The 23497-nt window shown below is 53.7% G+C and carries 22 protein-coding genes; 14 read left to right on the top strand and 8 right to left on the bottom strand.

From position 1 onward, the window contains the following. Positions 1-425: 425 nt before the first annotated feature. Positions 426-1133: a FadR/GntR family transcriptional regulator gene (locus tag ACTJJI_RS17480; protein ID WP_014833813.1), complete on the top strand. Its 708-nt coding sequence runs from the start codon at positions 426-428 to the stop codon at positions 1131-1133. Continuing rightward, positions 1130-2563, top strand: a complete 1434-nt coding sequence (gene mdtD / locus ACTJJI_RS17475) for a multidrug transporter subunit MdtD (protein ID WP_440654985.1) — start codon at positions 1130-1132, stop codon at positions 2561-2563. Before ACTJJI_RS17480 ends, mdtD begins: the two co-directional genes overlap by 4 nt. On the opposite strand, the gene rbsR is transcribed toward mdtD, so the two are convergent. From rbsR to kup, 7 genes are all read right to left on the bottom strand, one after another. Beyond that, positions 2529-3521 (bottom strand): ribose operon transcriptional repressor RbsR, encoded by a 993-nt coding sequence (rbsR, locus tag ACTJJI_RS17470; RefSeq protein ID WP_014833815.1) that lies wholly within the window; start codon positions 3519-3521, stop codon positions 2529-2531. The two genes, mdtD and rbsR, sit on opposite strands and share 35 nt — an antisense overlap. Positions 3522-3524: 3 nt before the next feature. After that, positions 3525-4454, bottom strand: coding sequence for a ribokinase (gene rbsK / locus ACTJJI_RS17465; RefSeq protein WP_047360607.1), 930 nt, complete (start codon positions 4452-4454; stop codon positions 3525-3527). Positions 4455-4561: 107 nt separating this feature from the next. Continuing rightward, the gene (gene rbsB, locus ACTJJI_RS17460) at positions 4562-5452 is read right to left on the bottom strand and encodes a ribose ABC transporter substrate-binding protein RbsB (protein WP_003862397.1); all 891 of its coding nucleotides are present in this window, start codon (positions 5450-5452) and stop codon (positions 4562-4564) included. 27 nt (positions 5453-5479) lie between these two features. Then, positions 5480-6445, bottom strand: a complete 966-nt coding sequence (gene rbsC / locus ACTJJI_RS17455) for a ribose ABC transporter permease (protein ID WP_163281546.1) — start codon at positions 6443-6445, stop codon at positions 5480-5482. Between the two features lie 4 nt (positions 6446-6449). Further along, complete coding sequence (gene rbsA / locus ACTJJI_RS17450; protein WP_014833818.1) at positions 6450-7955, bottom strand: ribose ABC transporter ATP-binding protein RbsA; 1506 nt, start codon at positions 7953-7955, stop codon at positions 6450-6452. Positions 7956-7962: 7 nt separating this feature from the next. After that, entirely contained in the window at positions 7963-8382 is a 420-nt protein-coding gene (gene rbsD, locus ACTJJI_RS17445) for a D-ribose pyranase (RefSeq protein WP_014833819.1), read from the bottom strand. A gap of 194 nt (positions 8383-8576) precedes the next feature. Then, positions 8577-10445, bottom strand: coding sequence for a low affinity potassium transporter Kup (kup, locus tag ACTJJI_RS17440; protein ID WP_014833820.1), 1869 nt, complete (start codon positions 10443-10445; stop codon positions 8577-8579). A 223-nt stretch (positions 10446-10668) separates the two neighbouring features. On the opposite strand from kup, the gene ravA reads away from it, so the two are divergent. After that, entirely contained in the window at positions 10669-12165 is a 1497-nt protein-coding gene (gene ravA, locus ACTJJI_RS17435) for an ATPase RavA (protein WP_063412908.1), read from the top strand. Beyond that, a complete protein-coding gene (gene viaA, locus ACTJJI_RS17430; protein ID WP_440654980.1) occupies positions 12159-13610 on the top strand; it encodes an ATPase RavA stimulator ViaA in 1452 nt (483 codons plus the stop codon). Before ravA ends, viaA begins: the two co-directional genes overlap by 7 nt. Here viaA and asnA read toward each other — a convergent pair whose 3' ends face one another. Beyond that, positions 13611-14603: an aspartate--ammonia ligase gene (gene asnA / locus ACTJJI_RS17425; RefSeq protein WP_063412907.1), complete on the bottom strand. Its 993-nt coding sequence runs from the start codon at positions 14601-14603 to the stop codon at positions 13611-13613. Between the two features lie 151 nt (positions 14604-14754). On the opposite strand from asnA, the gene asnC reads away from it, so the two are divergent. The 10 genes from asnC to atpA all read left to right on the top strand — a co-directional run bounded on the left by asnC (position 14755) and on the right by atpA (position 23479). Further along, complete coding sequence (gene asnC, locus ACTJJI_RS17420; protein WP_008500198.1) at positions 14755-15213, top strand: transcriptional regulator AsnC; 459 nt, start codon at positions 14755-14757, stop codon at positions 15211-15213. 90 nt (positions 15214-15303) lie between these two features. Next, positions 15304-15753 carry an FMN-binding protein MioC gene (mioC, locus tag ACTJJI_RS17415; protein WP_014833824.1) on the top strand — a complete coding sequence of 150 codons (450 nt, stop codon included), beginning with the start codon at positions 15304-15306 and terminating at the stop codon, positions 15751-15753. A gap of 374 nt (positions 15754-16127) precedes the next feature. Further along, a complete protein-coding gene (gene mnmG, locus ACTJJI_RS17410; RefSeq protein ID WP_440654977.1) occupies positions 16128-18017 on the top strand; it encodes a tRNA uridine-5-carboxymethylaminomethyl(34) synthesis enzyme MnmG in 1890 nt (629 codons plus the stop codon). 107 nt (positions 18018-18124) lie between these two features. Next, a complete protein-coding gene (gene rsmG, locus ACTJJI_RS17405; protein ID WP_440654975.1) occupies positions 18125-18748 on the top strand; it encodes a 16S rRNA (guanine(527)-N(7))-methyltransferase RsmG in 624 nt (207 codons plus the stop codon). A gap of 616 nt (positions 18749-19364) precedes the next feature. Next, entirely contained in the window at positions 19365-19745 is a 381-nt protein-coding gene (gene atpI, locus ACTJJI_RS17400) for a F0F1 ATP synthase subunit I (RefSeq protein WP_047360519.1), read from the top strand. A gap of 8 nt (positions 19746-19753) precedes the next feature. Beyond that, positions 19754-20569 (top strand): F0F1 ATP synthase subunit A, encoded by an 816-nt coding sequence (gene atpB, locus ACTJJI_RS17395; protein WP_440654973.1) that lies wholly within the window; start codon positions 19754-19756, stop codon positions 20567-20569. A gap of 49 nt (positions 20570-20618) precedes the next feature. Continuing rightward, positions 20619-20858 carry a F0F1 ATP synthase subunit C gene (gene atpE / locus ACTJJI_RS17390; RefSeq protein WP_000429386.1) on the top strand — a complete coding sequence of 80 codons (240 nt, stop codon included), beginning with the start codon at positions 20619-20621 and terminating at the stop codon, positions 20856-20858. Between the two features lie 48 nt (positions 20859-20906). Next, complete coding sequence (atpF, locus tag ACTJJI_RS17385) at positions 20907-21377, top strand: F0F1 ATP synthase subunit B (RefSeq protein ID WP_013099406.1); 471 nt, start codon at positions 20907-20909, stop codon at positions 21375-21377. Between the two features lie 14 nt (positions 21378-21391). Next, positions 21392-21925, top strand: a complete 534-nt coding sequence (gene atpH / locus ACTJJI_RS17380; protein ID WP_013099407.1) for a F0F1 ATP synthase subunit delta — start codon at positions 21392-21394, stop codon at positions 21923-21925. A 12-nt stretch (positions 21926-21937) separates the two neighbouring features. Further along, positions 21938-23479, top strand: coding sequence for a F0F1 ATP synthase subunit alpha (gene atpA / locus ACTJJI_RS17375; protein ID WP_003862367.1), 1542 nt, complete (start codon positions 21938-21940; stop codon positions 23477-23479). The last annotated feature ends 18 nt before the right edge of the window (positions 23480-23497 follow it).

The raw sequence follows: 23497 nt of genomic DNA, 5'->3' as shown, positions 1-23497 counted from the left end.
GTAATGAATTACGTGTTCACTCGTTGAGACTTGGTATTCATTTAGTGTCCGAGGACATTAAGAATCCATGTCACTTTGAGTGCCCACACAGATTGTCTGATAAATTGTTAAAGAGCAGTGCCGCTTCGTTTTCGCTGCGGCGCGGGGTGTGCATATTACGCTTTCCCGCTTCAGAGTCAAGCGTTTAATTTGCTTTTCTCTGCTGACCCGGCGGCGTGTGTGCCGTTGTTCCGTGTCAGTGGAGGCGCATTATAGGGAGTTATTCTGAAGTGACAAGAGGAAATTTAAAAAAAGTTTCCGTCCGTGTTTTTTTTCACCAACAGCGATGAAATCAAGCTACAAAGTGTTCTATTTGATGTCTCTGCAACCACAATCACATTCACGGTGGCATACTTATCAGCAAGAATCATTAAGGAATAAAAGCAATGCCATTGAGCGCACAACAGCTGGCAGCCCAAAAAAACCTGTCATATGTGCTGGCAGAAAAGCTGGCTCAGCTGATTTTAGCGGGTAAATATGCCCCGGGTAGCATCCTGCCGGGTGAAATGGAGCTGGGCGAGCAGTTTGGCGTAAGTCGTACCGCCGTTCGCGAAGCCGTCAAAACCTTAACAGCAAAAGGCATGGTGCTTCCGCGTCCGCGTATTGGCACGCGGGTGATGCCACAAAGCAACTGGAACTTCCTCGATCAGGAGCTTCTCTCCTGGTGGATGACAAAAGACAACTTCAATCAGGTCGTCGATCACTTTCTGATAATGCGCAGCAGTCTTGAGCCTCAGGCCTGCCTGCTTGCCGCCACGCTCGGGACAGCAGAACAAAAAGCGCAGCTCAACACCTTAATGGAAGAGATGGTATTCCTGAAAAAACATTTCAACCGCGAACGCTGGGTTGAGGTCGATATGGCCTGGCATGAACATATCTATATGATGAGCGCCAATCCGTTCCTGACTTCCTTTGCCTCTTTATTCCATTCGGTGTACCACACCTACTTTACCTCTATTACACAAGACGAAGTGGTGAAGCTGGATCTGCATCAGGCTATTGTCGATGCCATTCAGGAGAGCGACGGGCAACGAGCCCTGAGCGCGTGTCAGGCGTTACTGGCCGCGCCAACCCACCAGCAGGTGAATAAATGACACAGAAAAAAGCACGCAGCATGGCCGGACTGCCATGGATTGCAGCCATGGCGTTCTTTATGCAGGCACTGGATGCCACCATTCTCAACACCGCGCTTCCCGCTATTGCGCAAAGCCTTAACCGGTCGCCGCTGGCGATGCAGTCCGCCATCATCAGTTACACCCTGACGGTTGCGATGCTGATCCCGGTGAGTGGCTGGCTCGCCGATCGCTTCGGCACCCGTCGCGTGTTTATGCTGGCCGTAACGCTCTTCACGCTCGGTTCGCTGGCCTGTGCATTATCAACCTCTCTGACCGAACTGGTTATCTTCCGCGTCCTGCAGGGGATTGGCGGTGCGATGATGATGCCCGTGGCGCGCCTGGCACTCTTGCGCGCCTATCCGCGCAGTGAATTGCTTCCCGTGCTCAACTTCGTCACCATGCCCGGACTGGTCGGCCCGATACTTGGCCCGGTGCTCGGCGGTGTGTTTGTCACCTGGGCCAGCTGGCACTGGATCTTCCTGATTAACATTCCAATTGGCGTAGCGGGACTGCTGTATGCCCGCAAATATATGCCGAACTTCACCACGCCAAGACGCAGTTTCGATATGGGTGGTTTTTTCTTGTTTGGTCTGAGCCTGGTATTGTTCTCCAGCGGGATGGAGTTGTTTGGTGAAAAGATTGTGGCGACATGGCTTGCGCTGTCCGTCATTCTCAGCGGTATTTTGCTGTTCCTTCTTTATATACGTCATGCACGCCGTCACCCGACACCGCTGATCTCGCTGTCTCTGTTTAATACGCGTACTTTCTCGGTAGGTATCGCCGGGAATATCGCCTCGCGCCTGGGGACGGGCTGCGTACCGTTTCTGATGCCACTGATGCTGCAGGTGGGTTTCGGCTATCCGGCGCTGATTGCCGGCTGCATGATGGCGCCCACCGCCATGGGATCGATACTGGCAAAATCGACCGTCACCCAGGTGCTGCGCTGGTTTGGCTATCGGAAGACGCTGGTTGGCGTAACGGTTTTTATCGGACTGATGATTGCGCAGTTCTCCCTGCAATCGGCTTCACTGCCGGTCTGGATGCTAATTCTGCCGTTGTTTGTGCTGGGTATGGCAATGTCGACGCAATTCACGTCAATGAACACGATTACTCTCGCGGATCTGACTGACGACAACGCCAGTAGTGGCAACAGCGTGCTGGCGGTGACTCAACAGTTATCGATCAGTCTCGGGGTGGCCGTCAGTGCGGCGGTACTGCGGTTCTATGAAGGTTTTGACAGCGCGAACACCGTCGAGCAGTTCCACTATACGTTTATCACGATGGGCTTACTTACCGTGATTTCAGCGCTGGTCTTTATGCTGTTAAAACCAAAAGATGGCCGGAACCTGATTAAAGAACGCCACAAAACAAAAGCTAAACCGAACCCCGTTCCATCAGAACAGGAGTAAGCTGCAGACGTTGCTGCTGCAGCGTGGGCTGCGCCATTCGGTGGATCAGTACATCAATGGCCAGCTCACCCAGTTCATCTTTTGGCTGATGGATCGTGGTCAGCGGCGGGGTCATGTAGCTGGCCAGTTCGATATCATCATAACCAATCACCGCCATATCGTCCGGAACACGCAATCCCGCCTGGTACAATGCCTTATATGCTCCAAACGCCATGGCGTCGTTGCCAATAAAGACGGCCTGCGGACGCGGTGTCTGCGCCAGCAGCGTCTGCATCGCCTCAAAACCGCCATGAAACTCAAAATCACCGGTAATACGGTAACCCTCCGGAACCGCGAGTCCCGCCCGAGCCATCGCGGAAAGGTACCCTTCAAGACGCAGACGCGCCGGGGTTTTATCCAGCGGACCGGTAATGCAGGCGATGCGGGTATGGCCTTTGTCGATCAGATACTGGGTTGCCATATCTCCGCCCAGCAGGGAGTTATCCTGAATCAGATCGCTGGTACCGTCGAACGGCGCCCAGTCCATCATCACCGTGGGGATAGACGGATAACGCTGAATGATCTCTTTCGAGGGCTGATGCGTTTCGGTACACAGCAGCAGTAACCCGTCGACGCGTTTTTGCATCAGCGTCTCCAGATTACGGTTCATGCGCTGCTCGTCCCCTTCGGTATTGCACAGCACCAGACTGTAGCCACGTTCGAAGCAGCTGCGTTCCACACCGCGAACAAGTTCAGAATAAAAGGGATTCGTACTGGCGGTGATCAGCATGCCAATGGTGCGCGTCTGGTTGAGCTTCAGGCTGCGGGCCAGCGCAGACGGCGCATAGTTGAGATCTTTAACTGCGGCTTCAACTTTCTCCCGAATCGCCTCGCTGACGAAGCGATCGTTATTAATGACGTGGGAGACTGTCGACGTAGAAACGCCCGCCAGGCGGGCGACATCTTTCATTGTGGCCAAGCGTTACCCCTGCTGACTTAAGAATTCATCGATCTCTTTACGCCATGGAACGGAGGGCTGGGCACCTTTGCGCGTGACGGCGATAGCCGCAGCAGCATGCGCAAAGCGGATAGCATCGTCCATTCCCTTTCCTTCCAGCAGCGCTGTCACCAATGCTCCGTTAAACGTATCGCCTGCCGCGATGGTGTCAATCGCCTTGACCTTAAAGCCCGGCACGCGACGGCCTTCGCCATTTACGCTTGCCCACACGCCGCGGCTGCCGAGGGTAATGATAACGGTGCCGATACCTTTATCATGCAACGCTTTCGCGGCACGCGCTGCGTCATCATCATTTTCAACACGAATGCCCGTCAGTTTTTCCGCTTCGGTTTCGTTCGGCGTAATGATGTCCACCCGCGCCAGCAGTTCATCTGATAGTACACGGGCAGGCGCAGGATTAAGTACGACAGTGGTATGATTTTGATGCGCAATGTCAGCGGCCGCCAGTACGCTTTCCACGGGCGATTCCAGCTGCATCAGTAACGCGTCGGCACTGGCAATAAGCTCGCGCTGTGCTTCAACGCGTTCCGTCGTAAGACAGGCATTCGCGCCAGCATGAATACCGATGACATTCTCACCTTCCGCGTTGACGAAAATCAGCGCCACGCCGGTCGATTCCCCTGCAACAACGCTGACTGGCGCAACATCGATGTTATCGCTGGCGAGCTGTTTACGCACGCGCTCGCCGGTATCGTCATCACCCGTGCAGGCGATAAACGCGATATTTGCCCCACTGCGTCCTGCTGCAACCGCCTGGTTGGCACCTTTACCGCCAAATGCCACCTGGTAATGGTTACCGGTGACGGTTTCGCCCGGCGTCGGGAAGGATTCAAGGTTAAGAATGTGATCGGCATTGATACTGCCAAGGACGACGAGGTTGCCTGCGGTTTTCATGGTTGAGCTGTCCATCTGAGAGCGCCACCGGTGTTACCCGGTGGCGTATGCCACACTTTTCTTTATTGGTGTCCCTCAGGCAGCCAGCGACTGCCTGAATCGCCTTTTTACTGCTTGATGACCAGTTTCAGGTCAACTGGATATTTAGCCTGAACTTTTTCGCCCTTCAGCACTTTGTCGGCAGTCTGCACGCCAGTCGCGCCGATCTGCTCAGGCAGCTGAGCGATGGTCGCCGCCAGTTTGCCATCATTTACCGCTTTTTCTCCATCTGGTGTGCCGTCAAATCCGACAACCATCACATCAGATTTACCTGCAGTCTGCAGGGCACGCAGCGCGCCGAGCGCCATTTCGTCGTTCTGTGCGAACACCGCCTGCACGTCAGGGTGCGCGGTCAGCAGGTTCTGCATGACGTTCAGACCTTTAGTGCGGTCGAAGTCGGCAGGCTGGCTGGCCAGCACGTTAAATTTGTGAGCCGCAACCGCCTGCTGGAAACCTTCGCCACGCTCGCGGGCTGCAGACGTACCGGCAATCCCCTGCAGTTCGATAACTTTCGCGCCTTCGCCTGCTTTCTTCGCGATGTAGTCACCCGCGATTTTACCGCCCAGCACGTTATCAGATGCGATGTGGCTTACAACGTCGCCTTTCGTCGCCTGACGGTCCAGGGTGATCACCGGGATCTTCGCCTGGTTTGCCATCTTAACGGCGTTACCCACGGCGTCAGAATCGGTTGGGTTGATCAGCAGAATTTTGGTGCCACGAACGGTTAAGTCCTGAACGTTCGCCAGCTCTTTCGCCGGGTTGTTCTGTGAATCCAGCACCACCAGGTTGTAGCCCAGTTTGTCCGCTTCTTTTTGTGCGCCATCCTTCAGGGAGACGAAGAACGGGTTGTTCAGCGTGGAGACAACCAGCGCGATGGTATCTTTCGCCATGGCGTTAGCACTTACGGTTGCGCTCAGCGCGACAGCAGAAACCAGGGTAGCCAGTTTTTTCATGTTCATATCTAAGATGTCCTGTAGTGTCGTCAGTTACTGTTTTTTGTTGTCTACCAGCACCGCCAGCAAAATCACCACTGCTTTAACGATCATCTGGTAATAGGAGGAAACACCTAACAAATTCAAACCATTATTCAGGAAACCGAGAATCAGTGCGCCGATCAATGTCCCAACAATGCGACCTTTACCGCCCGCAAGACTCGTACCGCCCAGAACCACTGCCGCAATGGCATCAAGCTCATACCCCGTACCCGCCGTTGGCTGCGCGGAAGAGAGGCGCGCCACTTCGATGATGCCCGCCAGAGAGGCCAGCAAACCGCACAGTGAGTAAACGATAATTTTCACTTTATTGACGCTGATACCGGACAGACGCGTTGCCGCTTCGTTACCGCCCAGCGCATAGATATAACGGCCCAGACGGGTGTGATGCAGCATGTACCACGCAGCCAGGAAGACGATAGCCATGATCCAGACCGGGGTAGGAACACCCAGCGGGCGGCCGATACCGAACCAGCCAAACAGATCGGCGTTATCGGTAAAGCCCGTATTCACCGGGCTGCCGTTGGTATACACCATGGTGACACCGCGCAGCAGCAGCATCATGACCAGTGTCGCAATGAACGCCTGAACACGACCTTTCGCCACAATAACCCCGGTGACAGCACCAATCGCCGCACCCAGCGCCAGCGCAGCGGCAACAGCCACCAGCGCGTTGACCTCAATCCCGACAATTGAAGCAGCAACCGCACCGGTGAGCGCCAGCAGGGAACCGACGGACAGGTCGATACCCGAGGTCAAAATCACCAGCGTCATCCCGACCGCCATAATGGCGTTCACCGACGTCTGCTGCAGAATATTGAACAGGTTATTAACGGTGAAGAAATTGGGGCTCATGGTCGACACAATCGCGATCAGCACCAGCAGGGCAATCAGCGATTTTTGTTCCATCAGCCATGCCTTTGTGAAATAACGGCGACCAGAAACAGCCTGGGTAGTCATCTTCTTACTCCTGATTCACGCGATTAAGCTTGCCCACAGCGGCAGCCATCAGAACTTCCTGGGTGGCCTGCTCGCGAGTGAATTCACCGCCGAGATGCCCTTCATGCATGACGATTATGCGATCGCTCATGCCTAATACTTCTGGCATCTCGGAAGAGACCAGAATGATGCTCAGACCATCGGCCTTAAACTGGTTAATCAGCTGATAGATCTCTTTCTTCGCGCCCACGTCCACGCCGCGGGTTGGCTCGTCGAGGATCAACACTTTCGGGCGCGTCATCAGCCCGCGCGCAATCGCCACTTTTTGCTGATTCCCGCCGGATAAGAGGCCAATCGCCTGCTCCATCGACGGGGTTTTGACGTTAAAGAGGCGGATAAAATCGCTGACTGCCTGCTGTTCATCTTTGTGTTTCAGGCTGCCGCCGCTGCGGCTGAAATAACGCAGGGCGGTAAGAGACATGTTCTCTTTTACCGACATGCCGAGCACTAAGCCGTCGCGCTTACGGTCTTCAGAAATATAGACAATGCCATTCGCCAGTCCATCCTGCGGGGAGCGCGTGACGACTTCATGGCCATCAAGGGTGACATAACCGCTGGTGCGCGGCAGCGCACCGTAGAGTACTTTCATCAACTCGGTACGGCCCGCGCCCATCAACCCCGCCACGCCAAGAATTTCTCCTTTGCGCAGGGTAAAGGAGACATCGTTCACGCCCGGGCCACAGAGGTTGTCCACCTTCAGGCGGATCTCACCCGGCGCTTTGTCGAGATGCGGGTACTGGTCTTCGAGCTTGCGTCCCACCATCATTTCGATAAGCGTGTCTTCTGTCAGCGTCGCCACTTCGCGTTCGGCAATAAACTGCCCGTCGCGGAAGACGGTAACGTCGTCGCAAATCTCGAAAATTTCTTTCATACGGTGAGAGATATAGACAATCCCACGCCCCTGCGATTTCAGCTCGCGGATGACGCGGAACAGGGATTCGGTTTCGGTATCGGTCAGGGCGTCCGTCGGTTCATCCATAATGATGACCTTCGACTCAAAGCTCAGCACCTTCGCGATCTCCACCATCTGCTGGTCGCCAATGGAAAGTTCGCCCACCAGGCGGTCGCTTTTGAAGCGCAGGTTCAGCTTCGCCAGCAGTTTATCCGCTTCGGCATACATCGTTTTCCAGTCAATTTTGCCAAACCGGTTAACAAACTCACGGCCAAGGAAGATGTTCTCCGCAATAGTGAGCTGCGGGATCAGGTTCAGTTCCTGGTGAATAATGCCGATCCCCGCTTCCTGCGAGGCTTTTGGGCCACTGAAGGTGGTTTCTTTACCCAGCCACAAAAGTGATCCGGCATCGCGTTGATAGATACCGGTCAACACTTTCATCATGGTGGATTTGCCGGCGCCATTCTCGCCCACCAGCGCCATCACGCGTCCGGCATAAACGTTCAGCGCCGCGCCAGAAAGGGCTTTTACGCCCGGGAACGATTTGTCGATCCCTTTAAGTTGCAGTAATGCGTCCATGATGGCCTCAGAAGGTGACGCCAGCACAGAGAATAATATTCGCATACGGGGAACACTCCCCGCTGCGAATCACCGCCTGACTGTCTGCGGTTTGTTGTTTGAACTGTTCGTGTGTTGTGTAACGAATTTCTATGGTGTTTCCCTGGTGTTGTTGCAGTTGCTCAATGTGATTGAGCAACGTTTCGTGGAGTTGCGGATTATGTTGTTTGATTTCCGCGGCGAGAATGGCCGACTCAACCTGCATCTCCGCGGTCACCACCTCCAGTACCTGCATAAACGAGGGCACGCCCTGCGTTAACGCCATATCAATACGGGTTGTGCTGCGCGGAACCGGTAAGCCTGCATCGCAAACCACCAGCGTATCGGTATGCCCAAGACGGGAAATAACCGACGAGATTTCTGAGTTGAGAACCGTGCCTTTCTTCATTTTCTTGCTCCACTAGCGAAACGTTTCGCTAAAATCAGTTTAGTCTCAAGAGTGTTCAGAAAACCACCGTGACGTAACAGATTTGTGATCGGCGTCGAAACGTTTCGCTAAGTGAAATGAGACGTAAATTTTGGCGGGAATAGTGAGTATGAGTAGGCCGGGTAAGCGAAGCGCCACCCGGCATTTTAAGGAGCTTAAATCTCGACCTGCGTCCCCAACTCGATCACGCGGTTAGGCGGGATCTCAAACTGGTCAGGCGCACGCAGGGCGTTACGCTGCAGGATAAGGTACAGTTTGCCGCGCAGACGCAGATACCATGGGCGTTTGCCGATAATGAGCGACTCGTGCGACATAAAGAACGATGTCTCCATCATTCGACAGCTTAAGCCTTCCAGGCCGCAGCGGTGGAAGACCTCTTCCACGTTCGGCGTTTCACGCCAGCCGTAGCTTGCCACCACGCGCCAGAAGGTTGGCGACAGTTGCTCAATCTGCACACGGCGCACGTTGTGAACATAAGGCGCATCTTCGGTGCGCAGGGTCAGCAGGATGACCCGCTCATGCAGCACTTTGTTGTGCTTGAGGTTATGCATCAAGGCGAACGGAATAACGTTCAACGCACGAGACATATACACTGCCGTACCCGGCACACGAACCGGTGGTGATTTCTCCAGCGAGGCAATCATCGCCTCCAGGGAGTTACCGTGCTCATGCATACGACGCAGCAGACGGAAGCGCTCGCTTTTCCACGTGGTCATCACAATGAACATCACCAGACCCAGCGTCAGCGGCAGCCAGCCACCGGAGACAATCTTGTCGAGGTTGGCAGAGAACAGCGGTACGTCGATGCACAGGAAGCCCACCAGAATCATCGCCACGAGGAATTTGTTCCAGTGCCAGTTTCGGTACGCCACCGTAGTGGAAAGAAGCGATGTCAGCACCATCGTCCCCGTCACCGCAATACCGTACGCTGCCGCGAGGTTGCTGGAGTGCTCAAAACTGACGATCACAATCACCACAGCGAAATAGAGCAGCCAGTTAACAAACGGGATGTAGATCTGACCCGATTCCATCTCTGAGGTATGAATAATACGCATGGGAGAGAGATATCCCAGACGCACGGCCTGGCGCGTCAGAGAGAACACGCCGGAAATCACCGCCTGAGAGGCAATAACCGTCGCCAGCGTGGCAAGGATCAGCATCGGTACTAACGCCCACTCCGGAGCCAGCAGGAAGAACGGGTTCTTAATCGCTTCCGGGTTTTTCAGCAGCAGCGCACCCTGACCAAAGTAGTTCAGCGCCAGAGAGGGCAATACCACGATAAACCACGCCAGGCGAATAGGCAGTTTGCCGAAGTGCCCCATATCCGCATACAGCGCCTCAACACCGGTGATAGAGAGCACAACGGCGCCGAGCGCCACGAAGGACACCACTTTGTATTCGAGGAAGAAATGGACAGCCCAGTACGGGTTCAGCGCCTGAAGCACTTCCGGGTTATCAATGATACCGCGCAAGCCAAGCGCCGCCAGGATCAGGAACCAGGCGAGCATAATCGGCGCGAAGAGTTTACCCACCAGCCCGGTACCGTGCTTCTGGATCACAAACAGCAGCGTCAGGACGATTATCGCCAGCGGAACCACCCACGTATCGAGCTGCGGCGCGATAATCTCAAGCCCCTCTATCGCCGAAAGCACCGAGATAGCAGGCGTGATGACCACTTCCCCATAGAAGAAGCTGCCGCCAATCAGGCCAATGATGACCAGCACCGACGTCATTCTGGCCGAGGTGTTGCGCCCGGCAAGGGACATCAGGGTCAGGATCCCGCCTTCACCTGCGTTATCTGCACGCATGACAAAGGAGAGATATTTAACAGAAACCACCAGGATCAGCAGCCAGAAGATGAGGGACAGGAAGCCAAATACGGCATCGCGTTCAACACCAAAGCCAAACTGGCCGGACAGACATTCACGAAGCGTATAAAGCGGGCTGGTGCCGATATCACCGTAGACAACCCCGATCGCCGCAAGCGTAATTGCGGGTAATGATTGCTTATTATCAGTGCTCATAGACTAGTCTTTTCGTTTAAATAACAAATGTGTTCCTGGTCCCTTGGTCCACAAAAAGCGCACAGTATGCCTGATTCGTTGCAAAATCGAACCCCTAAATGCAACCGCTTTAATGTAGCGCAAAGAAAATTGCGCCGCACTTCAGTCTATTACCAGCCCTGACTGAAACGTCTATACTCGCTTCAATTGGCCGCCACGACGGCGAAAGGATGCAAAAACTATTATGGCTCACTCACATTTATTAGCAGAAAGAATTTCCCGTCTCAGCAGCGCGCTGGAGAAAGGCCTTTTCGAGCGTAGCCACGCCATCCGCCTCTGTTTACTGGCGGCGTTGAGCGGTGAAAGCGTATTTCTGCTTGGGCCTCCGGGCATTGCCAAAAGCCTGATTGCCCGCCGGCTCAAATTCGCCTTCCAGAATGCGCGTGCCTTCGAATACCTGATGACCCGCTTTTCCACCCCTGAAGAAGTTTTCGGCCCACTGTCCATTCAGGCGCTGAAAGATGAGGGGCGTTATCAGCGTCTGACTGAGGGATATCTACCGGAAGCGGAGATTGTTTTTCTTGATGAGATCTGGAAAGCGGGACCGGCAATTCTGAACACCCTGCTCACGGCGATTAACGAACGCCGGTTCCGCAACGGCGCCAGTGAAGAGAAAATCCCGATGCGCCTGCTGGTGGCCGCCTCGAACGAACTTCCCGAGGCTGACAGCAGCCTTGAAGCACTGTATGACCGCATGCTGATCCGCCTGTGGCTGGACAAAGTGCAGGATAAATCCAACTTCCGCTCCATGCTGACCAGCCAGCAGGATGAAAATGAAAACCCGGTAGCCGCGTCACTGCAGGTCACGGACGAGGAGTATCAGCAGTGGCAGGTGGATATCGGCAAGATCACACTGCCGGACGCGGTTTTTGAGCTGATCTACCAGCTTCGTCAGCAGCTCGATCTCCTTCCTTCTGCACCTTATGTTTCCGACCGTCGCTGGAAAAAAGCAATCCGTCTGCTGCAGGCCAGCGCCCTGTTCAGTGGGCGCGACGCGGTTGCCCCTATCGATCTGATCCTGCTGAAAGACTGCCTCTGGCACGATGCCGAAGGGATGAATCTGATGCAGCAGCAGCTTGAAATATTGATGACCGGACACGCCTGGGGCCAGCAATCAATGCTTAACCAGCTTGGGGCGATTGCCCAACGGCGCATTCAGCTACAGCAGCAGCAAAGTGATAAAACCGCGCTGAAGGTGAACCGTCTTGGCGGCATGTTCGCCCGTAAACCGCACTACGAACTGCCCGCTGAGCTGACCAGCCCAACGCTGACGCTGCTTCTTCAGCAGCCGCTTAAACTCCATGACATGCAGGTGGTGCACATTACGCTTGAGCGTGACGCGCTGGCCCAGTGGCTTGATAAGGGTGGAGAGATCCGCGGCAAGCTCAACGGTATTGGTTTTGCACAGCCTTTGAATATGGAAGTGGACAGCAGTCAGCACCTGGTGATCCGCGATGTAAGCCTGCAGGGATCGCGCCTTGCCCTTCCTGGAAGCGCCTCTGAAAGCGTGCCGGAAGAGATCAAACAGCAACTGGAGGCGCTGGATACCGAATGGCATCAGCAACATACGCGCTTTAGCGAACAGCAAAAGTGCCTCTTTATTCACAGCGACTGGTTAGGTCGCATTGAAGCCAGCCTGCAGGATGTGAGCGCGCAGATCAAACAGGCTCGTCAATGCTAACGCTGGATACGCTTAACGTCATGCTGGCCGTCAGCGAAGATGGGTTGATTGAAGAGGTGATCATTACTCTTCTGGCGTCTCCTCAACTGGCGGCTTTTTTTGAAAAATTCCCGAAGCTAAAAAAAGCGATGACGGACGATCTCCCGCGCTGGCGGGACAACCTGCGACAGCGGTTTAAAGAGACCGAAGTGCCACAGGAGTTAACCGAAGAGGTGGCCTGCTATCAGCAGTGCCAGCGCCTTTCCACGTCGCAGTTTATCGTTCAGATCCCGCAAACCCTGACGTTACTCGATAAAGTCCACTCCCCGTTTGCCAGCCAGGCCCGGGCGCTGGTCACCGATAACGCCACCTTCACGCCCGCACTACACACCCTCTTTTTACAGCGCTGGCGCCTCAGCCTTGTGGTGCAGGCCACGACGCTGAACCAGCAGCTGCTGGATGAAGAACGTGAACAATTACTCAGCGAAGTTCAGGAACGCATGACCTTAAGCGGTCAGCTGGAGCAGGTACTGGTAGAGAATGAAAACGCCGCCGGACGTCTCTGGGATATGAGTGCAGGCCAAATCAGGCGTGGGGATTATCAGCTGATTGTCCGGTATGGTGATTTCCTGGCGCAGCAGCCCGAGCTGATGAAGCTTGCGGAACAGCTGGGTCGCTCAAGGGAGGCTAAATCGGTCCCAAAGAAGGATGCCCCAATGGAAACCTTCCGCACCCTGGTGCGGGAACCGGCCACCGTGCCGGAACAGGTGGATGGGCTCCAGCAAAGCGATGATATTTTACGTCTGCTGCCTACGGAACTGAGCATGCTCGGGATGACCGAGCTGGAATATGAGTTTTATCGCCGGCTGGTGGAAAAACAGCTTCTGACCTATCGCCTGCACGGTGAAGCCTGGCGCGAGAAAATCAGCCAGCGTCCGGTCGTCCATCAGGATTTTGATGAGCAACCGCGCGGCCCATTTATCGTTTGTGTGGATACATCCGGATCGATGGGCGGTTTCAACGAACAGTGTGCAAAAGCGTTCTGCCTGGCGCTGATGCGCGTGGCGCTCGCCGATCGACGTCGCTGCTTCATCATGCTCTTTTCCAGCGAAGTGGTGAGCTACGAACTGACGAATCAACAGGGGCTTGAGCAGGCGATCCGCTTTTTAAGCCAGCGTTTTCGCGGCGGTACCGATCTGGCCAGCTGTTTTCGCAGCATTGTGGAACGTATGCAGGGCGGCGACTGGTACGACGCTGACGCGGTGGTGATTTCTGATTTTATTGCCCAGCGGCTGCCGGATGACGTGGTGAATAAAGTGAAGGAGCTGCAACGGGTGCATCAGCACCGTTTCCACGCAGTGGCGATGTCCGCCCATGGAAAACCCGGCATCATGCGCATCTTCGATCATATCTGGCGCTTTGATACCGGGTTACGTAGCCGCCTGCTCAGACGCTGGCAGCGTTAATTACAGCAGCGAGCTGACGCTTTCGCGTACCTGCTTCGGCCAGACACCACACTGAACCTGACCAATATGCGAGAGTTGCAGCAGAAGCATGGTCAGACGGGACTGGCCGATGCCGCCACCAATGGTCTGCGGCATCTCACCGCGCAGCAGCGCCTGATGCCATTCCAGCGTGAGACGATCTTCATCACCGGTCACCGCCAGCTGGCGTTTCAGCGCATCAGCATCCACGCGGATCCCCATTGAAGAGAGCTCAAACGCATCTTCCAGCACCGGGTTCCAGACCAGAATATCGCCGTTGAGACCGGCAAATTCGCCCTCGCTCATGGTGCTCCAGTCATCATAATCCGGTGCACGAACATCATGACGTTTACCATCCGACAGCTTACCGCCGATCCCCATCAGGAAGACGGCACCCAGTTCTTTGGCGATCGCACGTTCACGACCTTTAGCATCCAGATCCGGGAAACGACTCAACAACTCCTGGCTGTGAACAAAGTGGATCGATTCCGGCAGGAACGGTGCCAGACCAAACTCTTTGCTTACGGCCGCTTCGGTCGCTTTGATCCCGGCGTAGATCGCTTCAACGGTGGATTTCAGCGTGCCGACATGGCGCTCGCCATCACCCATTACGCGCTCCCAGTCCCACTGGTCAACGTAAACGGAGTGAATGGCAGACAGGCGGTCTTCATCGGGGCGGAGGGCTTTCATGTGCGTGTAAAGCCCTTCACCCGCGCTGAAGTCGTGCTGTCCCAGGGTTTGACGCTTCCACTTCGCGAGGGAATGAACCACTTCGAACTGGGCGTCTGGCAGTGTTTTCACTTTAACCTGCACCGCTTTTTCGCATCCGGACAAGTTATCCTGCGTCCCATCACCCACGCGGCTGAGAATCGGTGCCTGAACTTCAATCAGACCCAGCTTCTCTTCCAGCTGGCGGGAAAAATGAGATTTAACGAAACTGATCTGGCGTTGTTTTGCGATATAAGCGGTTTTCATTATTTATACTCCTGCGTCCTGTTGGTGTTGATTAAGCAACAGAAAAGGCATTCAATTCAATAATCAAACAACAAAAAGCCACCTTCACTTTTGATTCGTCAAAATTTAACGCTAGAATAGAGTGATTCATTAATCTTCATAAGAAAAAGCTATGGAAAATTATCAGATCGATAATCTGGACCGCGGCATCCTGGAGGCGTTAATGGCCAATGCCCGTACCGCCTATGCCGAACTGGCGAAGCAGTTTGGCGTCAGCCCGGGGACGATTCATGTTCGTGTAGAGAAGATGAAACAGGCAGGGATCATTACCGGGGCACGTATAGATGTCAGTCCAAAACAGCTGGGTTATGACGTCTGCTGCTTTATTGGCATTATTCTTAAAAGCGCAAAAGATTATCCTTCCGCGCTGGCGAAGCTGAACGCGCTCGATGAAGTGACGGAGGCGTACTACACCACCGGCCACTACAGCATCTTTATCAAGGTGATGTGTCGATCCATCGACGCCCTCCAGCAGGTACTTATCAACAAGATCCAAACAATCGATGAAATTCAGTCCACCGAGACGTTGATCTCCCTGCAAAACCCGATCATGCGTACCATCCGCCCCTGATCGGGCAAATTCATACCCACATTTTCCACAGGTAGATCCCAGCCCGTTCACAGCGTACAATGGCCCTCTCTTTATCTGAGCGAGCGATCAATGGCGGACATTACCCTTATCAGCGGCAGCACCCTTGGCGGCGCGGAATATGTAGCGGAACATCTGGCTGAGAAGCTGGAGGATGCGGGATTTTCCACACAAACGCTGCACGGGCCTTTGCTTGAAGATCTCCCGACTGATGGGGTCTGGCTGGTGATCACTTCCACGCATGGCGCAGGCGATCTTCCGGATAACCTCCAGCCTTTATATGACGAACTGCAGGAACAGCAACCTGACCTGTCAAACGTCCGTTTTGGCGCGGTGGGTATTGGCAGTCGCGAATATGACACCTTCTGCGGTGCTATCGAGAAAGTTGAAGCGGCAGTGACCGCCTGTGGAGCAAAACAGGTGGGTGAAACGCTGAAGATCAACATCCTCGATCATGATATTCCGGAGGATCCGGCCGAGATCTGGCTGGGTGAATGGAAAAAATTACTCAAAAACGATTAAAGATCGCGCGAACAGATGTGGATAACTCTGGTTAAAAGCTCGTATTAAGCAGTAGTTATCCAAAGGACAACGGCGAAGTCGTTTTTGGCCTGTGCATAAAGTCGCGATCTGATCCCAGCTTATACGGGCCAGGATCACCGATCATTCACAGCAAACGATCCTTTCTAACTTCATGATCTTCTTTATGAGATCGGACTTATCCACAAAGGTCCTCGATCCTAATAAGAGATCACAATAGAACAGATCTCTAAATAAAAAGATCTTCTTTTTAATAGCCCAGGATCCCAATGCTTTCTCGAAAGACTAAAGTTGAGTAGAATCCACGGCCCGGGCTTCAATCCATTTTCATACCGCTTTACGCGAGGCAGACCACCATGTTTTATCAGGATCCTTTTGACGTCATTATCATTGGCGGGGGTCATGCAGGCACTGAGGCCGCAATGGCCGCAGCGCGAATGGGTCAGCAGACCCTGCTTTTGACACACAATATCGACACGCTGGGACAAATGTCCTGTAATCCGGCGATTGGCGGCATTGGGAAAGGACACCTGGTAAAAGAAGTGGATGCACTTGGCGGCCTGATGGCGAAAGCGATCGATCAGGCAGGCATCCAGTTTAGGATACTAAACGCGAGCAAAGGCCCCGCCGTACGTGCGACCCGTGCTCAGGCAGACCGCGTGCTTTACCGTCAGGCAGTGCGCACCGCCCTGGAGAATCAGCCGAACCTGATGATCTTCCAGCAGGCGGTGGAAGATCTTATTGTTGAGAACGATCGTGTCGTGGGCGCTGTCACCCAGATGGGGCTTAAATTCCGCGCGAAAGCGGTTGTCCTTACCGTTGGGACATTCCTGGACGGTAAGATCCATATCGGTCTGGATAACTACAGCGGTGGCCGTGCTGGCGATCCGCCCTCTATCCCGTTGTCACGCCGCCTGCGTGAACTGCCGCTGCGTGTGAGCCGTCTGAAAACCGGTACGCCACCCCGTATTGACGCGCGCACCATTGATTTCAGCGTGCTGGCACAACAGCACGGTGATAACCCAATGCCGGTCTTCTCGTTCATGGGCAATGCGGCACAACATCCGCAGCAGGTACCGTGCTATATCACGCATACCAACGAAAAAACCCATGACGTGATCCGCAATAACCTCGATCGCAGCCCAATGTACGCTGGCGTGATCGAAGGGATCGGCCCGCGTTACTGCCCGTCGATCGAAGACAAAGTGATGCGCTTTGCCGATCGTAACCAGCACCAGATCTTCCTGGAGCCTGAAGGGCTGACCTCCAACGAAATTTATCCGAACGGCATCTCCACCAGCCTGCCGTTCGATGTGCAGATGCAGATTGTTCGCTCAATGCAGGGGATGGAGAACGCGAAAATCGTTCGCCCTGGCTACGCCATTGAGTACGATTTCTTCGATCCACGAGACCTGAAACCGACCCTGGAGAGCAAATTCATCCACGGTCTGTTCTTCGCGGGTCAGATTAACGGCACGACCGGTTACGAAGAAGCGGCTGCGCAGGGTCTGCTGGCGGGTCTGAACGCCGCCCGCTTCTCTGCCGAGAAAGAGGGCTGGGCTCCGGCGCGCTCTCAGGCCTATCTGGGTGTGCTGGTCGACGATCTCTGCACGCTGGGTACCAAAGAGCCGTACCGTATGTTTACCTCTCGTGCGGAATATCGCCTGATGCTGCGCGAAGATAACGCCGACCTGCGTCTGACCGAAATGGGTCGTGAGCTGGGTCTGGTGGATGACGAACGCTGGGCGCGCTTCAACGAGAAGCTGGAGCGCATTGAGCAGGAACGTCAGCGCCTGAAAACGACCTGGGTCAATCCGCAGGCCGAAACCGCTGCCGAAGTGAACGCTCACTTGACTGCGCCGCTCTCTCGCGAAGCCAGTGGTGAAGACCTGCTGCGTCGTCCGGAAGTGACCTATGTGAATCTGGTGAAACTTACCGCCTTTGCTCCGGGTCTTGAAGACGCTGAAGCGGCTGAGCAGGTTGAAATCCAGGTGAAATACGAAGGTTACATCGCGCGTCAGCAGGATGAGATCGAAAAACAGCAGCGTAACGAAAACACGCTGCTGCCGGAAATGCTGGACTATCGTCAGGTGACGGGCCTTTCCAATGAGGTGATCGCCAAACTGAACGATCATAAACCCGTGTCGATTGGCCAGGCCTCCCGTATTTCCGGTGTCACGCCCGCCGCGATTTCGATTCTGCTGGTGTGGCTGAAAAAGCAGGGCATGCTGCGCCGTAGCGCGTAACATGTGTAATTCGCCCGGTGGCGCTGCGCTTACCGGGCCTACAGAACTCCGTAGGGCGGGTTAGCGAAGCGCCACCCGCCACTTAAGTCTCTCAACAGGTATTCACCGTGCTCAATAAACTCTCTCGTCTGCTGGATCAGGCAGGTATTTCGCTCACCGAGCACCAGAAAAATCAGCTGGTGGCCTATGTCGATATGCTGAACAAATGGAACAAAGCGTACAACCTCACCTCCGTACGCGACCCCAACGAGATGCTGATTCGCCATATTCTCGATAGCATTGTGGTGGCGCCATACCTGAACGGTGAGCGCTTTATCGATGTGGGCACGGGTCCTGGCCTGCCGGGAGTTCCGCTGTCGATTGTTCGTCCTGAGAGCCATTTCACCCTGCTGGATAGCCTTGGCAAGCGCGTGCGTTTTTTGCGCCAGGTACAGCATGAGCTCAAGCTTGAGAACATCACGCCAGTACAAAGCAGGGTAGAGGAGTTCCCGGCAGAGCCACCGTTTGACGGTGTCATCAGCCGTGCCTTCGCTTCGCTTAATGACATGGTGAGCTGGTGTAAGCACTTACCGGCAGAGAATGGCCGTTTTTATGCGCTGAAAGGTCAGTTGCCTGGCGAGGAAATTGAACAGCTTCCGGAGGGTTTTATGGTCGAATCCATTGAGAAGTTACAGATCCCTCAGCTCGAGGGTGAACGTCATCTGGTGATAATTAAGCCAAACAATTTTTAAAAAATTAATAAAAAATGTGGAATTCGTGCTGTTCTGTCCGTGTTAAAAAACAGCACAACACAGCGGATTTTGCCGGAGATAATTTAACCTCGTTTTTACTAAGGGTTTTCTAACGGTTAACTTTATGACCATTGTTCACCCTGAAGATAATCAACCACGAAAATATCAGCCTGCTAAAAGTGGAAAGCAGCAACCAGAATGCAATGTTAAATATTTATTAAGAATGTCAATAAAAGGTTTTTATTGTATACGGGGCTGTTTTGAAAATAGTTGCGACATTTTGTCTTTAATTTCAGAAAGATGAAATAAGGCGATTTACGTGTTTGATAAATACAACCTTATCGCAAATGTGTGTTTTGTGATCTCGTGCACGCTTTGTAGCCAACGTTTTCGCGCTGTTTGCAGTTTTGGCCGAAGGTCGGGGCTTTCATCAAAAGTTAAAAAATAGCGGTGGGGAAAAATATTTAAACATTTATTCACCTTTTCGCTACTTAATGTTTGAAATCACGGGTGCGCACCGTATAATTTGACCGCTTTTTGATGCTTGACTCTGAGCCTTAAAGGACGTTTTATACGACACGCGGCATACCTCGAAGGGAGCAGGAGTAAAAACGTGATGTCTGTGTCGCTCTTGAGTAGAAACGTTGCTCGTAAGCTTCTGTTCATTCAGTTTCTGGCTGTGATAGCAAGTGGACTGCTGTTTAGCCTCAAAGACCCCTTCTGGGGCATCTCCGCCGTGTGCGGGGGTTTGGCGGTTGTGCTGCCAAACATGTTGTTTATGATTTTTGCCTGGCGTCATCAGGCGCATACACCTGCCAAAGGCCGCGTGGCCTGGTCCTTCGCCCTCGGCGAAGTGTGTAAGGTGTTGCTGACCTTTACTCTACTGGTGATGGCGCTGGCGGTTTTGAAAGTGGTATTCATGCCGCTGATAGCTACGTGGGTTTTGGTGCTGGTGGTACAAGTTCTGGCTCCAGCTGTAATCAATAACAAAGGGTAAAAGGCATCATGGCTTCAGAAAATATGACGCCGCAGGATTACATAAGTCACCATCTGAGCAACCTTCAGATGGACTTGCGTACATTCTCGCTGGTGGATCCGCATAACCCCCCGGCCACCTTCTGGACGATCAACATCGACTCCATGTTCTTCTCGGTGGTTTTGGGTCTTCTGTTCCTGGCCATGTTCCGCGGTGTTGCTAAAAGAGCGACCAGCGGTGTTCCAGGGAAATTCCAGACGTTCATCGAAATGATCATTGGCTTCGTCCATGGCAGCGTGAAAGACATGTACCATGGTAAGAGCAAGCTGATTGCTCCGCTGGCCCTGACCGTGTTCGTTTGGGTGTTCCTGATGAACCTGATGGACCTTCTGCCTATCGATTTCCTGCCGTGGATTGGCGAGCATGTCTTCGGTCTGCCTGCTCTGCGCGTGGTTCCGTCTGCTGACGTGAACATCACCCTGTCGATGGCGCTGGGCGTGTTTATCCTGATTCTTTTCTACAGCATCAAAATGAAAGGCGTAAGCGGCTTTGTGAAAGAGCTTACCTTGCAGCCGTTCAACCACTGGGCGTTTATTCCGGTCAACCTGATCCTGGAAGGCGTTAGCCTGCTGTCCAAACCTGTTTCATTGGGTCTGCGACTGTTCGGCAACATGTATGCGGGTGAGCTGATTTTCATTCTGATCGCGGGTCTTCTGCCGTGGTGGTCACAGTGGGTTCTGAATGTGCCGTGGGCCATTTTCCACATCCTGATCATTACGCTGCAAGCCTTTATCTTCATGGTTCTGACGATCGTCTATCTGTCGATGGCGTCTGAAGAGCACTGATTTTTTACCAACACTACTACGTTTTAATTGAAACAAACTGGAGACTGTCATGGAAAACCTGAATATGGATCTGCTGTACATGGCTGCCGCTGTGATGATGGGTCTGGCGGCTATCGGTGCTGCGATCGGTATCGGCATCCTCGGGGGCAAATTCCTGGAAGGCGCTGCGCGTCAACCTGATCTGATTCCTCTGCTGCGTACTCAGTTCTTTATCGTTATGGGTCTGGTGGATGCTATCCCAATGATCGCTGTAGGTCTGGGTCTGTACGTGATGTTTGCTGTCGCGTAGTAGTTGTTTTAAAACCCCAAGCCACAGAAATTTAAGAGGTATTGTGCTGTGAACATGAACGCAACAATCCTCGGCCAGGCCATCGCGTTTATTATCTTTGTTTGGTTCTGCATGAAGTATGTATGGCCGCCTTTAATGGCTGCCATCGAAAAACGTCAGAAAGAAATTGCTGACGGTCTGGCTTCTGCAGAACGCGCAAAGAAAGATTTGGACCTTGCACAGGCCAACGCGACAGACCAGCTGAAAAAAGCGAAAGCGGAAGCTCAGGTAATCATTGAACAGGCTAACAAACGCCGTTCTCAGATCCTGGACGAAGCCAAAGCTGAAGCAGAACAGGAACGTACTAAGATCGTGACACAGGCTCAGGCTGAAATTGAAGCTGAGCGTAAACGTGCTCGTGAAGAACTGCGTAAGCAGGTTGCGATTCTGGCTGTTGCTGGCGCCGAGAAGATCATCGAACGTTCCGTGGATGAAGCTGCTAACAGCGACATCGTGGACAAACTTGTCGCTGAACTGTAAGGAGGGAGGGGCTGATGTCTGAATTTGTTACGGTAGCTCGCCCCTACGCCAAAGCAGCTTTTGACTTTGCTGTCGAACACCAAAATGTCGATCGCTGGCAGAATATGCTGGCGTTTGCCGCTGAGGTGACGAAAAACGAACAAATGGCCGAGTTGCTTTCTGGTGCATTAGCACCTGAAACCCTCGCCGCGTCGTTCATCGCCGTGTGCGGAGAGCAACTGGATGCCAACGGCCAGAACCTGATTAAGGTAATGGCAGAAAATGGTCGTCTCCGTGTGCTCCCGGATGTTCTCGAGCAGTTTGAGCACTTACGTGCCCTTAGTGAAGCTACTGCTGAAGTTGAAGTAACTTCTGCGACTGAACTGAGTCATGAACAGCTTGCGAAAATTACCGCCGCGATGGAAAAACGTCTGTCACGCAAAGTTAAGCTGAATTGCAAAATCGATAAGTCTGTAATGGCAGGCGTAATCATCCGCTCGGGTGATATGGTCATTGATGGCAGCGTACGCGGCCGTCTTGAGCGCCTTGCAGACGTCTTGCAGTCTTAAGGGGACTGGAGCATGCAACTGAATTCCACCGAAATCAGCGAACTGATCAAGCAGCGCATTGCTCAGTTCAATGTTGTGAGCGAAGCTCATAACGAAGGTACTATTGTTTCTGTAAGTGACGGTGTTATCCGCATCCACGGCCTGGCCGATTGTATGCAGGGTGAGATGATTTCCCTGCCGGGTAACCGTTACGCTATCGCACTGAACCTGGAGCGCGACTCCGTAGGTGCCGTTGTGATGGGTCCATACGCTGACCTCGCCGAAGGCATGAAGGTGAAGTGTACTGGCCGTATTCTGGAAGTTCCGGTTGGCCGTGGCCTGCTGGGGCGTGTTGTTAACACCCTGGGTGCACCAATCGACGGTAAAGGTCCGGTTGAGCACGATGGCTTCTCTCCAATCGAAGTTATCGCACCGGGCGTTATCGACCGTCAGTCCGTAGATCAGCCTGTTCAGACGGGTTATAAGTCCGTTGATGCCATGATCCCAATCGGTCGTGGTCAGCGTGAACTGATCATCGGTGACCGTCAGACCGGTAAAACCGCGATGGCTATCGATGCCATCATCAACCAGCGTGACTCCGGCATCAAATGTGTGTACGTGGCTATCGGCCAGAAAGCGTCCACCATTTCTAACGTGGTTCGTAAACTGGAAGAGCACGGCGCGCTGTCTAACACCATCGTTGTTGTGGCAACCGCTTCTGAATCTGCTGCACTGCAATACCTGGCGCCATACGCCGGTTGTGCAATGGGTGAATACTTCCGTGACCGCGGTGAAGATGCACTGATCGTATACGATGACCTGTCTAAACAGGCTGTTGCTTATCGTCAGGTTTCCCTGCTGCTCCGTCGTCCACCAGGACGTGAAGCGTTCCCTGGCGACGTATTCTACCTCCACTCTCGTCTGCTGGAGCGTGCTTCCCGCGTTAACGCGGAATACGTCGAGAACTTCACCAAAGGTGAAGTGAAGGGTAAAACGGGCTCTCTGACCGCGCTGCCGATCATTGAAACCCAGGCGGGTGACGTTTCTGCGTTCGTTCCGACCAACGTAATCTCCATTACCGATGGTCAGATCTTCCTGGAAACCAACCTGTTTAACTCCGGTATTCGTCCGGCGGTTAACCCGGGTATCTCCGTATCCCGTGTAGGTGGTGCTGCTCAGACCAAGATCATCAAGAAACTGTCCGGTGGTATCCGTACCGCGCTGGCACAGTATCGTGAACTGGCTGCGTTCTCTCAGTTCGCATCCGATCTGGACGAAGCAACCCGTAAACAGCTGAGCCACGGTCAGAAAGTGACCGAGCTGCTGAAGCAGAAACAGTACGCACCAATGTCTGTTGCTCAGCAGGGCCTGGTACTGTTCGCGGCTGAACGCGGTTACCTCGAAGATGTGGAACTGGCGAAAATCGGTAGCTTCGAAGCCGCTCTGCTGGCTTACGTCGACCGTGATCACGCTCCGCTGATGCAAGAGATCAACCAGACCGGTGGCTATAACGACGAAATCGAAGGCAAGCTGAAAGCTATCCTCGATTCCTTCAAAGCAACCCAATCCTGGTAATCGTCCGGCGGCTTGTCT

The sequence above is a fragment of the Enterobacter sp. 22466 genome (assembly GCF_052044775.1).
GTDB lineage: Bacteria > Pseudomonadota > Gammaproteobacteria > Enterobacterales > Enterobacteriaceae > Enterobacter > Enterobacter dissolvens.
This window is presented reverse-complemented; position numbering and strand designations above follow the sequence as displayed.